We start from the raw sequence: 13631 nt of genomic DNA, 5'->3' as shown, positions 1-13631 counted from the left end.
TGTTATCCAAATAATATTCTTAATGCTTCTTCAACCTTTCTGACTGGATGAAGATTGATGTTATATTTTGTCTTGTCTATCCTTTGCATGTTGTAGCGTGGGATGACGATGTCGGTGAATCCCAACTTCTCGGCCTCGGCCAGCCGCTGTTCCATGCGGTTCACGGGGCGCACCTCACCGCTCAGGCCCACCTCGCCGGCCATACACCATCCTTGTTCGATGGGAGTGTCCACGTTGCTCGACAATACTGCGGCTATGATGCTCAGGTCCATTGCAAGGTCGGTGACTCTTATTCCGCCTGCAATATTGATGAAAACGTCCTTCTGCATGAGTTTGAATCCGACGCGTTTCTCCAGAACCGCAAGCAGCATGTTGAGTCTTCGCTGGTCGAATCCGGTGGCGGCGCGTTGCGGAGTGCCGTATGCTGCTGACGAGACAAGGGCCTGCGTTTCTACCAGAAATGGCCGTGCACCCTCGATGGCCGAACTGATTGCCACACCCGAAAGTCCTGAAAGGTCCTGCGCCAAAAGCATTTCCGACGGATTGTTCACCTGTCTCAGTCCGTCCTGTCGCATTTCGTATATGCCCAGTTCCGATGTGCTTCCGAATCGGTTTTTTATCGAACGCAGTATGCGGTACATGTAATGCTGGTCGCCTTCAAACTGTATGACGGTGTCAACTATGTGTTCCAGTATTTTCGGTCCGGCCAGAGTGCCTTCCTTATTTATGTGTCCGATAAGAATTATTGGTATGCCGCTGCTTTTGGATATGCGTAGAAGTGTTGCGGCACATTCCCTTACCTGCGACACGCTTCCCGGACCGCTGTCGACGCTGTCGGTGTGTATTGTCTGAATGGAGTCTATGATTATTATCTCCGGTCTGACGTTCTGAATGTGATCTATTATCTTGTCGAGCGACGTTTCACAGAGTATTATAACATTCTCGTCTTTCTTTTCGCTCTGTTCCTTCCGGCTTTCCAGACGGCGTGCACGCATCTTCAGCTGATGAGCGCTTTCCTCACCGCTTACATATAAGATTTTGTATTCCGGCAGATTGAGTATTGTCTGCAGTGTCAGTGTGCTTTTTCCTATTCCCGGTTCTCCGCCAAGCAATATCAGGCTTCCCGGCACCAGTCCTCCGCCAAGAACTCTGTTGAGCTCTTTGTCGTTGAGATCTATTCTTGGATAATCCTCGTATGGGATGTCCTTCAGCCTTATAGGCTTCATCTCGGCAGCCTGTTTGGCACTGCCGCCAAATCTCTCAGAAGAAAGTATAGAGGATGTTGCAGTGTTGCCTGCGACTTTTATTTCCTTAAATGTATTCCATTCTCCGCAATTCGGACATTTGCCGATCCACTTCGTCGACTCCTGTCCGCAGTTGCTGCATACGTAAGCAATTTTGTCTTTTGCCATAGTATTCAATTTCCTACAAAAGTATAAATTATTTTCATTGTTACAAAATTTATTGTTATTTTTGCCGTATGAACAAGAACATTCTTTTTATCCCGGCAGTGCTGATTGCCGCCGTTTTTTTTTCATGTGGACGTTCTGCTGAAGAAGTACGGCGCATATCGTATGAAGAGCGGATGAAACAAGCAAAAGAGGAGCGCATGGCGTTGAAGATTGCAGTGATGCCGACACTCGATTGTCTGCCGGCTTTTATAGCCAGAGAATGCAATCTGTACGACACCACGGCGGTTGACATAAGATTTAAGAAATTCACCGCGCAGATGGACTGCGACACAGCTCTCATAGGCAAGAGCGTCGAAGGAGCGTTCTCCGACTTTGTGCGCACGGAGCGCATAAAGCGTCACGACGGTCTGCAGCTTGATTACATATCAACCACAAACGCTTATTGGAATCTGATAACAAGCCGTAAGGCGCGAATAAAGAAAATAAACCAGCTTGACGACAAGATGGTCGCCATGACGCGATATTCGGCAACCGACCTGCTCACATCGAAGTTTACGGAAGGAGTGAAGCTGAAATCACAGGTGTTCCGCATCCAGATAAACGATGTGAACGTGCGTCTTGCCATGCTTCTTAACAACGAGATTGATGCCGTATGGCTGCCAGAACCGCAGGCTACGGCAGCAAGAATAAGAGGCAACAATGTGATAGCCGACAGCCGTGACAAGAAAAAAGTGCTGGGAGTGATAGCATTCCGTGCCGAGGTTACTAAGGATGCCCGTCGCAGAAAACAGCTGTCCGCCTTTATGACGGCATACGACATGGCCTGCGATTCCATCAACAAGAACGGGCTGCAACATTATTCGGAGATACTGAAAAAGCACTACGGGATAGACAGTAAGGTGATAAAGGCATTGCCTAAGATAAAATACAATCATATACAAAAGCCTCGCAAGGCGGAAATAGACAAGATCGTCTTATAACATTATCCGGCATAAGCCGGTCATAAGTCATAACGAAGTATGCGCAATTCCATAAAGCATTCGATATTGAGCAGGCAGGATCTGGGAAAAGCCCTGCGCGATATACGTAACGAAATCAACAGCGACACAACATATTCTTCTCTTGAAAACCAATATGAAGTCATTGAAAAAGACTATCATCTTATGCGCGACTTTATGCTGCGCGGTTTTAAGGATCCGCAGATAGACGCCGTTTACAGAAATCTTCTGAAGCGTGTCTATCGCTTGTATGGTGCCATGCAGCTTGCTGATATGACAAAGAAGCGCTCGTCCTACATAACTGCCAGAATAAATGCTGGCGCTCTTTCACTGGAGTCGGACGAGGTGCGTGGTGAGCTTGAGCGTTTTGTGCAGGACGTGGCAATGGCGTCTCTCGGCATGGCAGGCATACAGGAGACCTCTCTAAGTAGTGTTTATGCGCGTCATCAGCAGTACATGTCGCGTCTGTTCGACGCCGTACTGGTGTCAGAACAATGGAATGACAACTGCGCGGAAGCAATAAAGGGACTCCTTACATCGCCGACGGTGGATTCCAACGACGTTATGCTTCTTCTGTCTGCAGTTATGCTGTCTGCCATGAATGTGTTCGATCTGAACAAATGGCTTGTGATGGTTGATGTATATGAAAACGCTTCCGACGAGAAGATAAGACAGCGTGCGCTGGCCGGATGGGTGTTTGCTCTGCCGGCAGACGATATGTCGCTCTTCCCGGAGGTGAATCAGACGCTCATTCGTCTGACCGGAAACAAGGATGTGTGCCGTGAGATTCTGGAGATGCAGATGCAGGTGCTCTACTGCAACAACGCCGATGCCGACAACAGAAAGATACAGAACGACATCATCCCAAGTCTGATGAAGAACAACAGGTTTGAGATGACCGATGCTGGCATAATAGAGAAAGACGACGACAAACTGCAGGATATTCTCGATCCGGGAGCGGCCGACCGCAACATGGAAGAGCTGGAACAGTCGGTCAATAAGATGATTGACATGCAGAAATCCGGCTCCGACATATACTTCGGAGGATTCTCACAGATGAAACGTTTCCCGTTCTTCAATACGCAGAGCAACTGGTTCTGTCCGTTCTACATGGAACATCCTCAGATAGGAAGTCTGGGAGAGAAGATGGGGAGCAGCAAGTTCATACAGAAGATTTTCAAGGACGGTCCGTTCTGCGATTCGGACAAATATTCTTTTGTTCTGGCCATGTCGTCGGTCATCGAGCGTATGCCTGACAACATAAAGGAGCTGCTCAACAACGGCGAATCTCTCGGAATGCCTGCCGGAATGGAAATCAATACGTCTGATCCGGCTTATATACGCAGAATGTATCTGCAGGATCTTTACCGTTTCTTCCGTCTCAACCAGTACAGAAACGACTATGTGAATCCGTTTGCCGGCAGAGGCCGTCAGTCAGGTGGCCTGTTCTTTGCCAATCATCTGCTGGCCGGCGTGCTTACGTCAGACAGTGTGGTAGAGCTTGAGAAGTTTCTCTACAAGCACAAGCGGTATGACATGATACTGTCGCTTGCGGCAGAATATGTCCTAAATGATGTGGAGGAACATCTTGTTATGGTCGCCATGTCGCATCTCCGGCTTGGTCACAGCGATGAGGCCGAGAGTTTGTTCAGCCGTATTCTCCGCATGAACGCAGACAGCGAGCAGGCCATAAAAGGTATGGCGCAGATTTCTTTCGCCTCGCGCAAATATCCGGAGGCAGAGACATACTACGGAAAACTTGTTGTGCTTCATCCCGACAATAGAAACTACATGCTGAATAAAGCTGTGTCGCAGCTGTGTTGTGGCAAACTGGAGGAGGGTATGGCTGTCATATTCAGGCTTGATTATGAACATCCGGAGGACAACAACGTCAGAAGGGCACTGGCCTGGGGACAACTTCTGAAAGGCGATGCGAAGAAAGCCGGCGAGATATATGATGCTCTCATAGATGGCGGACGCTGCATCAGGGCCGACTACCTCAATTCGGCATACGCAGGATGGTTCTGCGGCGACATAAGCTCGGCGGCGGACCGTCTGCGCAGATACGTTTACTATAATAATGAGAACATGGGGTACGAAGAGTTTGAGTCGGCTCTTGCCGAAGACAGTACACTGCTGGACTCATATGGCATCACTGCGACGGAAAGGAAGATAATGACAGACGTAGTGTTCAATGCCGGCGAATGAACGGCCACAGGACTGCGTCTGTAGTCTGATTTCCGGTTGTGATTTATCGGGGGACATACGTTTCATGCGGTTTCTTGCAGGCAAGTCATGAATGATGGTTTGTATATTTGTATGCGTGTTTCCGGGCTCGACTGAAAATCAGTGGGGAAACAGGTTTTTACCCAAAAATCATCATAGAATGTCGGAAAAGTCCAGGCAACGCCGGATTGTATAAACAGTGACGGGCCTTTTCACACGTAATGACAGATTCACGTTGCCACACCCTATAAACCATTTTCTCAAGACAAATACATATTTCCTGCGTTTCTTTTCCCGTCTCATGTCGGCATTTTTAAAGAAAACTCGGATGGCTGACTTACAGTTTTTCTTGACTTTATTTTGACAAAATAAAATCTCAAAAGAGAAGTAAGGAAATGTAAATCCGACATTGGAAAAGCCCGTTTGGGCCTTACGGCATTGTCGTATATCCTGTAGTGGAATGTCGGATGATGCGCTTGGCGTTCCAATAATGCCCGTTTCAGCCTCTGTTTATGCCTGTATCAGGGGGTAATATAGTGTGTTTCAGGCCCTGAAATGGACTGTATCACATGCCAAAATGGTGCTTATTGTAAGTCGAAAAAATGGCCTTTAAATGTAAGCTGTTGATGTACAGCGCTTTGCGCAAAGTTCTTATTTTTCGCGAATTTGCGTCTGCCGGAGAGTCCGCCCGCAAATACTCGCTTATTTTTAGGGGTAGAACTGAAAACTCAGACGAAAAAATTGCAGTACACTGGAAATATGTAAGTAGCCTCTGTTATTTTCATTTCAACAGAAGAGAGCAATGCAGCTTCGGGATAGAAGCTATAGTTTTTGTTTCAACTATTCAACGCAGGGTTTCTATTGCGTGTGTTTCCGTGTTCAATTCTTTTTCTTTACTTCCTGCGGCATGCAGCAAAGATGCGCTTTCCATTGTCCGTCTCTCTTTCTCATGACAATGGAGTAGAGGGCTGAGTCTCTCATTTTTGACGGGACACCGATGCTGTCCATCATGAGAAAATTCTTCACCTTTATTGTCACTTCAGCTGTAGAGTCGTTCTCCATCGTCAGGTCTGTGCTCTCGCATGTGGCGTCGTCCTTCTGCGAGTTCAGTATGTCGATGTCCTCCTGCGATATGTTTGATGCAGCATAGCTCAGCCATTTTGCAGACTCAGGCGTGCACATCTCCATTGCATCCTTGTATAAGCAGTTGAAATAATATTCGGCAAAGCGGCATGCATTGTTTTCTATCTCCTCCTCGTCGTTGTTTCCCGAACATGATGTTACGCTTATTGTAGTGAGAAATATGAGTGTGCCGGCCGATGCGGCAAGAATTCTGTTAAGAACGGATAATGCCTTTTTCATGAAGTGAGGTATATATTTTTTTATGGTTATTTGTGATGATTCTTTCGTGTTGATTATTTTTATGACCAACACCCATTTTTGTTATATGTTTTTGATTTAATATTCAGATTTCTTAAAGGAAATTCTGTAGTCATAACAGAGAGTTATATTGATAGTAGAAAACAAAATATGCTATTTATTATATAGATGAAGGGTATTTTCTTTTATTTTATATCAAATCTTTCGTTTTCCTTTTGGCTATATTCTTTGAAGAACTTTATTATATTCGGATAGAATTTCTCAAAATTTCCATATTTTGATTGTTTCTTTTCATATTTTCTCAGTAAGCTAACTAATTCTGGCATCCATCTGAAATTCCGTTGCACCTGTTCTAATAGTACGTTTCTTATTTCTTCAGGTTCGTATTCATTATCCAGCATATAACAGATAACTGCAGCACGGACAAGTGATTCGTTTATCATAGTCTTCCAATTACCATATGCTTGCTTTGACATACTCCAATGTGAAGATATAAACAAATTTGTCGCCGCAGGTTCAAGTTGCTTTACATAAATCGGGTATTTATTTTCGTCCAGATAATGATTGATGAAGGAATGATTAAATTCATGGATCAAAGTAGGAAGATATTCCTTGCTGTACATAGGTGTCTCTTTTTTATCTACGTAATAACCTACAATAGCAAAAACTTCCTTCATTTTACCTGTTATTTGTCTATTAACGCCATAGTTACCTCCACCGTTACAGAATCCAATTATTACTGAAAAAGTTTCCTGAGGTTCGTTGCCATAGAAATCTGAATACCAGTCTATATCAAAATGATTTATGACATTATCCTGATAAGATTTAAGTCCTTTTCCATAAAGATCTTTATGAGATCTGAAAAATTCATTGAATTTTGTATCCTTATAAAAGTTGTTGAGATAAGACAAAAATTCATCCTTATCCACATTCTTCCATCTTTTCTCTAAAGTAGGAATATCTTCCTCAATTAATGATAATGTTCCGTTCCGGTTGTCCAGATGTACTGCCATAGACATAACAGCATCATAAGATATGCCATATTTATTTCTTAATTCTTTCATATAATGGACAGCTTGATGTTCTGTATTGTCCTTAAAATAGTTGTCCATATCCTTTATGTATTGGCCTGCCATATCCATATTATATTCCGGGAAACCGGCCATGCGAGACAATATACTCATAAGTTCCACATTTTCATTTACCTGTGGAATTATTGACTGTGCTTTTGCAAAAAGACAGGCAATGAGTAAGGCTAGAAGTGTTGTACATTTTCTCATAAGACTTAGTGGAAGTGTTTCTTTAATTCCCCCAATATGCTCTGTTATATGATTTCCCATATCTCAATCTTTATAATTGTACCAATTATCCATTGTGTAAGTCTTGTAGAATCATATGAATGAAATTAATATTTTATTTACTAATTTCATGTTATGAATATATTTATGGTTTTGTATTTATTTTTTTATTGTTTACTGCTTGTTATATAATCGATTCAGTTTTGCAAATTTAGCCAAATACTTTGGCATATTCATATCTTTTTGATACTTTTGTATAAAAATAAAGGCACTGATGTTGAAATTCATATCTTTTGGTAGCGGTAGCAGCGGCAATTGCTATTGTCTTTTTACGGAAACTGACGGGTTGATGATAGATGCCGGATTGGGCATACGCACAATAAAAAAATATTTCCATGAATACGGATTTTCGTTCCAGATGGTGCATAACATCATCATTACGCACGACCATGCCGACCATATCAAGTCGGTGGGGTCGCTCAGCTGTACGTACGGACTGCCCGTATATGCCACTCCGACCGTGCATCAGGGCATAGTGCGCAACTACTGTGTCAGGAACAAGATACCCGAAACCAACAAGAGATTCATCGAGAAGAACGTGCCGTTCCGGGTCGGTGATTTCAATATCACAGCTTTTGAGGTGCCACATGACAGCAGTGACAACGTAGGCTATCAGATAAAATGCGGCGATGTGGTTTTCTGTATCATGACCGATGCCGGACACGTGACAGGGGAGATGGCGGGTATGATAGGGAAGTCGAACTATCTTGTTTTGGAGTCGAACTATGACGAGGACATGCTACGCGACGGACCGTATCCGGAGTATCTGAAGTCGAGAATAAGAGGTGGCCGTGGCCATCTTGGCAACAACGATTGTGCTGCGGCTCTTGCACAGTATGCCACGGAGCGTCTGCGTCATGTATGGCTGTGCCATCTGAGTGAGGAGAACAACCATCCGGAGATAGTGCGTAAGACTGTCGAACAGATACTTGACTCTCACGAAGCTGAACACGAAAGACGTTTTAAGATTGATATATTGAAGCGCAAAAGTCCTAACGGTATTTTTGAGTTGGGATAAGATTTTGAGTCTGAATAGCGATTCGCCCGGCAGGCATTGTGGTTGCATGTACTTTGTATGTGTGCAAGGCAATGGGTGCCGGGCGAAATGTTTCATTACTTTTGTATTTTTATAATTATGGCTTAGACCGTCTTCTTCTTTTTCATGTAATGCTGTTTATATAAAACTGAAGTGGGACGTGAGAAAATGAAAACACTGTTCACCGTGTTTTCATTGTATGTGGCTGGCTGTTGTTATGTTTCTATACATGTAGTCCGGAATACCTGCGGCGATAGTTTATGTCGCTGTGCGCAGTATTCCGGAATAAGTGTGATGATGTCGTCTGTCGGTTATGTATTCTGCAAATCGTTACAGTTTCTCCTTCAGATATTTTCCTGTGATGCTTTGTTTACACTCGGCCACTTCCTCGGGCGTTCCGCAGCAAACAAGGTTTCCGCCTTTATTTCCGCCTTCCGGTCCGAGGTCTATTATATAGTCGGCACACTTTATCAGGTCCATGTTGTGTTCTATCACAATCACGCTATGGCCTTTGTCTATTAATGAACTGAATGCTTCGAGCAGTTTCTTTATGTCGTGGAAGTGCAGACCGGTTGTCGGCTCGTCGAAGATGAACAGTGTTGGGTCCTGTCTTTCCTGTCCGATGAAGTATGCCAGTTTCACGCGCTGGTTCTCACCACCGGAGAGTGTGGACGAGCTTTGTCCGAGTTTTATGTATCCGAGTCCCACTTTTTCCAGCGGACGAAGACGGTTGACAATCACTTCCTCTCCGTGTTCTTCGAAAAAGCTGATGGCTTCCGATACAGTCATGTCAAGCACATCGTTGATGTTCTTCCCGTGATATCTCACGTCGAGCACGTCCTGTTTGAAGCGTTTGCCGTGGCATGCCTCGCATTCGAGTACAAGGTCTGCCATGAACTGCATCTCCACATTGATGACTCCCGTGCCCTTACATTCCTCGCAACGGCCGCCTTCGGCGTTGAATGAGAAGTATTGGGCTGTGAATCCCATTTGTTTTGCGAGAGGCTGTTCGGCATAAAGTTGTCTGATAGCGTCGTATGCCTTGAGATATGTGGCTGGATTTGAGCGTGTGCTTTTTCCTATCGGGTTCTGGTCGATCATCTCCACATGCTTTATTTCTTTCCAGTCGCCTCCAAGCGAAGCGTACTCACCGGGAGCGTCGGCGGCCTCGTTCAAGTGGCGTTTCAGTGCGGGATAGAGTATTCCTTTGAGTAATGACGACTTGCCGGAACCGCTCACGCCGGTTATCACCGTGAGTATGTTCATCGGGAATTTCACGTCAATGCCACGCAGGTTGTTCATTCTTGCGCCTTTAATCTCTATGGACATGTTCCATTTGCGACGTGTCTTCGGAATGTCGATGCTTTCCTTTCCCGTAAGATATTTCACGGTATGGCTGCGTGTATCATTATTGGCCTGGCTGTCGATAGACTTCGTGTCGCCTTCGAAGACAATCTCGCCGCCCAGTCGTCCGGCGTCCGGACCTACGTCTATGAGATAGTCGGCAGCACGTATAATCTCTTCGTCGTGTTCCACAACGACCACTGTGTTGTTGAGAGCCTGTAGTTCCTTCAGCACGTGTATAAGTCTCTGTGTGTCGCGACTGTGCAGTCCGATGCTCGGTTCGTCGAGAATGTAGACTGAGCCTACCAATGAACTGCCGAGCGATGTGGTAAGGTTGATGCGTTGGCTTTCGCCACCACTGAGAGTGTTCGACGGACGGTTGAGTGTCAGATATCCCAGTCCGACGTCGAGAAGAAATTGCAGTCTGTTCTTGATTTCTGTTATCAGACGTTTCGATATTTCTTTTTCATTGTTGTCGAGCTTTATGTTGTCAAACCATTCTTTAAGGTTTGCTACAGGCATGTCCACAAGGTCTGATATACTCATGCCGCATATCTTTACCCATGAGGCTTCTTTTTTCAGACGTGTTCCGTGGCAATCCGGACAAACGGTTTTGCCGCGATAACGGCTCAAAAGTACGCGATACTGTATCTTGTATTGGTTCTCTTTCACCATCTGGAAGAAAGAGTCGATGCATATCTTTTCGTTGCCCGGCATTGATTTTTCTGAGGGTAGTCCGTGCCAGAGCATGTCCTTTTGTGCCCGTGTAAGATTGTAGTATGGCTCGAATATCGGAAAGTTGTCTTTTGTAGCCCTGCGGCAGAACTCGTCTTTCCATACGCTCAACTTGTCGCCGTGCCAGCATTGTACGCATCCGTCATACACACTAAGCGCCGAATTTGGGATAACCAGTTTCTCGTCTATGCCCATTATCTTTCCGAAACCTTCGCAGGTGGGGCATGCGCCGGCCGGCGAGTTGAAAGAGAACATGTTGTCGTTGGGCCTTTCAAACTCAATTCCGTCTGCCTCGAATTTTACAGAGAAATCGTAGCAGATATTTGACGGCAGGAACAGAAGGCGGCAGCTGCCGTCACTTTCGTAGAAAGCGCTTTCCACAGAGTCTGTAAGGCGTGAAATGGATTCCTTCTCACTGCTTACGCTCATACGGTCGATAAGCAGGAATATCTCGTCGGCATGAGTTTTTTCTAACGCTTCGTCGTTATTCAGAAATTCGTCAATCCTGAGAAACTCTCCTTTATACCATATTCTGGAATAGCCTTGCTGGATTTCCATCTCCAACTGTTTCCTGAGCGTGCGGTCCTTTATCACTTTTAGCGGAGCGAGCACCGCGAATTTTGTGCCTGCCGAATATTGCAACGCACAGTTCACTATGTCTTCGGGGGTATGCACCTTCACCTCGTTTCCGCTGTATGGCGAATAAGTGCGGCCTATACGTGCGAACAGCAGTCGCATGTACTCGTATATCTCCGTTGAAGTGCCTACGGTACTTCTCGGATTGCGGGAGTTGACTTTCTGTTCTATGGCTATTGCGGGCGGCAGGCCCTTTATGAAGTCACATTCCGGCTTGCTCATTCGCCCTAGATACTGTCTTGCGTACGACGAAAGAGATTCCACATAGCGACGCTGGCCTTCGGCATATAGGGTGTCGAAGGCCAGAGACGATTTGCCGGAGCCTGAAACTCCGGCAATAACTATAAATTTGTTGCGTGGTATTTTCAGGCTCACGTTTTTCAGGTTGTTCACCCGTGCGCCTTTGATTTCAATGTATTGATCCATAATTATGAATTCATTGAAAGAAGGAATTCTTCGTTGTTCTGAGTACGAATCATTCTGTCGTGTATCGAATTCATTGCCTCGATCGGGTTCATGTCTGAAATATATTTTCTCAGAATCCACATACGGTCGAGTGTTGTCTTGTCCTGAAGCAGATCATCACGGCGTGTGCTTGATGCCACAAGATTGACAGCTGGGAATATTCGCTTGTTGGAGAGGGTGCGGTCGAGCTGGAGTTCCATGTTACCGGTTCCCTTGAATTCCTCGAATATCACCTCGTCCATTTTTGAACCGGTGTCTATAAGTGCAGTGGCGATGATTGTCAGTGAACCGCCGCCTTCAATATTACGGGCTGCACCGAAGAATCTCTTAGGTTTCTGAAGCGCGTTTGCATCCACACCACCGGTGAGTACTTTGCCTGATGCAGGTGCTACGGTGTTGTAAGCACGTGCGAGTCGGGTTATGGAATCGAGGAAAATCACGACGTCGTGACCACATTCCACCATTCTTTTTGCTTTTTCAAGCACGATGCCGGCAATCTTCACATGGCGTTCAGCCGGCTCGTCGAATGTTGAGGCTATGACTTCTGCGTTTACGGTACGTGCCATATCGGTGACCTCTTCAGGGCGTTCGTCGATGAGCAACATCATGAGGTATGCCTCAGGATGGTTTGCGGCGATTGCATTTGCAATATCCTTCATAAGGATTGTCTTACCTGTCTTCGGTTGTGCAACTATAAGAGCGCGCTGTCCTTTACCGATAGGTGAGAACAGGTCTACGATTCTTGTGCTGAGGTTTGTTGTTGCTCTGTCACCGCAAAGAGTGAACTTTTCGTCTGGGAAAAGTGGGGTGAGGTGTTCGAATGCTATGCGGTCGCGTATTTCTGACGGGTCACGGCCGTTGATTTTGTCTATACTTGTGAGCGGGAAATATTTCTCTCCGTCGTGTGGCGGACGTACATGACACTGTATGACGTCACCAGTTTTCAGACCATAGCGTTTTATCTGCTGAACTGAAACGTAAACATCGTCGGGTGAAGAAAGATAATTGTAATCGCTCGAACGCAAGAATCCGTATCCGTCTGGCATTACCTCCAGCACACCGTTTGCGCTTATTATGTCGGAGAAGTCATATTTTGTGCTTTCTGCTATCGGTGCCTGCGGATAGGTTGGCTGCGACTGCGGCATTATGTTTGTCGGATTGTCGAAAATATCGTATGTAGGTACGACACCCTGATCTTCAATTGGAAGGTCTACAATCGGAATAAATTCAGTTCCATCACCCGGATCTCCTTCCCAGATACCATTTGCCATAGCTTCACGCTTTTCGTTTGCATCCTCATTGTGTGCATTTATTTTTGCCTGGAGCTGTGCTATTAAATCACTGTCTGCTTCGTCGCCGTTTTCACTGCCGGCAGAGGCAAATGCTTCTTCTGGTATGATGTTGTCCATCTGCATTTCGTTTTCCGGCTCTGTTACAACTTCAGGTTGTTCTTCCATAACAGGCACTGTCGGTTCAGCTTCCTGAACCTCAGATGTTACAGTTTCTTCAGTTGTATTTGTTTCCTGTTCAGGCATAACGTCTGTTTCCTTTTTTGTTTTTCTTACACGACGTTTTGCTGTTGCAGGTGCTTCAGGCTCATTGGTATCCTCTGTCACTGCGGGTATCTCCGGTTGTGGCAGGTTATCCTTGAATAATGACTGTTGTTCTGTAGCTATTTTATTCTTCTTAAGATCAAAGTTTTCTCCGTCTTTTCCGTTAACCGAATAAACTCTGTCGGTGTCTTTCTTTAATATTCTTGTTCTGCGCCTTTTTGTTCCCAGTGGATTTTTGTTGCCTTCCACTTCAGCTTGTTTGTCTAATATGGCGTAGATTATTTCTTCTTGTGTTTTACTATTGTTGACATCTATGTCTGCTGCTTTTGCGATATCTTCCAGTTCAGACATGCTTTTAGATGATAATTCGTCTTTGCTATACATGGATTATAAGAAAATTGATGTAAAGATAATGTTTCACGAACGGAAACATGTGTCGTACTAAAATTGTACCGCAAAGTTAGTAAAAATATTCGTAGAATGAGTAA

Annotated in this window: 8 protein-coding genes; 3 read left to right on the top strand and 5 right to left on the bottom strand. The window is 45.2% G+C overall.

Translation table 11 applies throughout. The features are described 5' to 3' along the window. Window positions 1-2 precede the first annotated feature (2 nt). Window positions 3-1412 carry a DNA repair protein RadA gene (radA, locus tag WKT13_RS07800; protein WP_340323471.1) on the bottom strand — a complete coding sequence of 470 codons (1410 nt, stop codon included), beginning with the start codon at window positions 1410-1412 and terminating at the stop codon, window positions 3-5. 68 nt (window positions 1413-1480) lie between these two features. On the opposite strand from radA, the gene WKT13_RS07795 reads away from it, so the two are divergent. Both WKT13_RS07795 and WKT13_RS07790 read left to right on the top strand, forming a co-directional pair. Next, a complete protein-coding gene (locus WKT13_RS07795) occupies window positions 1481-2392 on the top strand; it encodes an ABC transporter substrate-binding protein (RefSeq protein WP_340323470.1) in 912 nt (303 codons plus the stop codon). 66 nt (window positions 2393-2458) lie between these two features. Next, window positions 2459-4618 (top strand): tetratricopeptide repeat protein, encoded by a 2160-nt coding sequence (locus WKT13_RS07790; protein WP_340323469.1) that lies wholly within the window; start codon window positions 2459-2461, stop codon window positions 4616-4618. A gap of 897 nt (window positions 4619-5515) precedes the next feature. Here WKT13_RS07790 and WKT13_RS07785 read toward each other — a convergent pair. Together WKT13_RS07785 and WKT13_RS07780 are read right to left on the bottom strand one after the other, a co-directional pair. After that, entirely contained in the window at window positions 5516-5998 is a 483-nt protein-coding gene (locus WKT13_RS07785) for a hypothetical protein (protein ID WP_340323468.1), read from the bottom strand. Between the two features lie 203 nt (window positions 5999-6201). Then, window positions 6202-7356, bottom strand: coding sequence for a DUF4932 domain-containing protein (locus WKT13_RS07780; protein WP_340323467.1), 1155 nt, complete (start codon window positions 7354-7356; stop codon window positions 6202-6204). Between the two features lie 232 nt (window positions 7357-7588). Here WKT13_RS07780 and WKT13_RS07775 point away from each other — a divergent pair, with 232 nt between their 5' ends. Continuing rightward, window positions 7589-8392 carry an MBL fold metallo-hydrolase gene (locus WKT13_RS07775; RefSeq protein WP_340323466.1) on the top strand — a complete coding sequence of 268 codons (804 nt, stop codon included), beginning with the start codon at window positions 7589-7591 and terminating at the stop codon, window positions 8390-8392. A gap of 348 nt (window positions 8393-8740) precedes the next feature. Here the strand turns inward: WKT13_RS07775 and uvrA are convergent, their stop codons facing one another. Together uvrA and rho are read right to left on the bottom strand one after the other, a co-directional pair. Next, on the bottom strand, window positions 8741-11551 hold the full coding sequence (gene uvrA, locus WKT13_RS07770) for an excinuclease ABC subunit UvrA (RefSeq protein WP_340323465.1): 2811 nt from the start codon (window positions 11549-11551) through the stop codon (window positions 8741-8743). A gap of 2 nt (window positions 11552-11553) precedes the next feature. Beyond that, window positions 11554-13527, bottom strand: a complete 1974-nt coding sequence (rho, locus tag WKT13_RS07765; protein WP_340323464.1) for a transcription termination factor Rho — start codon at window positions 13525-13527, stop codon at window positions 11554-11556. Window positions 13528-13631: the final 104 nt, after the last annotated feature.

Source organism: Prevotella sp. HCN-7019 (assembly GCF_037890215.1).
Lineage (GTDB): Bacteria > Bacteroidota > Bacteroidia > Bacteroidales > Bacteroidaceae > Prevotella.
This window is presented reverse-complemented; position numbering and strand designations above follow the sequence as displayed.

Excerpts from the sequence above, each read along its gene's own strand:
- WKT13_RS07795 (WP_340323470.1), top strand. The coding sequence starts at position 1,481 with ATGAACAAGAACATTCTTTTTATCCCGGCAGTGCTGATTGCCGCCGTT.
- rho (WP_340323464.1), bottom strand. The coding sequence starts at position 13,527 with ATGTATAGCAAAGACGAATTATCATCTAAAAGCATGTCTGAACTGGAA.
- uvrA (WP_340323465.1), bottom strand. The coding sequence starts at position 11,551 with ATGGATCAATACATTGAAATCAAAGGCGCACGGGTGAACAACCTGAAA.
- WKT13_RS07785 (WP_340323468.1), bottom strand. The coding sequence starts at position 5,998 with ATGAAAAAGGCATTATCCGTTCTTAACAGAATTCTTGCCGCATCGGCC.
- WKT13_RS07775 (WP_340323466.1), top strand. The coding sequence starts at position 7,589 with ATGTTGAAATTCATATCTTTTGGTAGCGGTAGCAGCGGCAATTGCTAT.
- WKT13_RS07780 (WP_340323467.1), bottom strand. The coding sequence starts at position 7,356 with ATGGGAAATCATATAACAGAGCATATTGGGGGAATTAAAGAAACACTT.
- radA (WP_340323471.1), bottom strand. The coding sequence starts at position 1,412 with ATGGCAAAAGACAAAATTGCTTACGTATGCAGCAACTGCGGACAGGAG.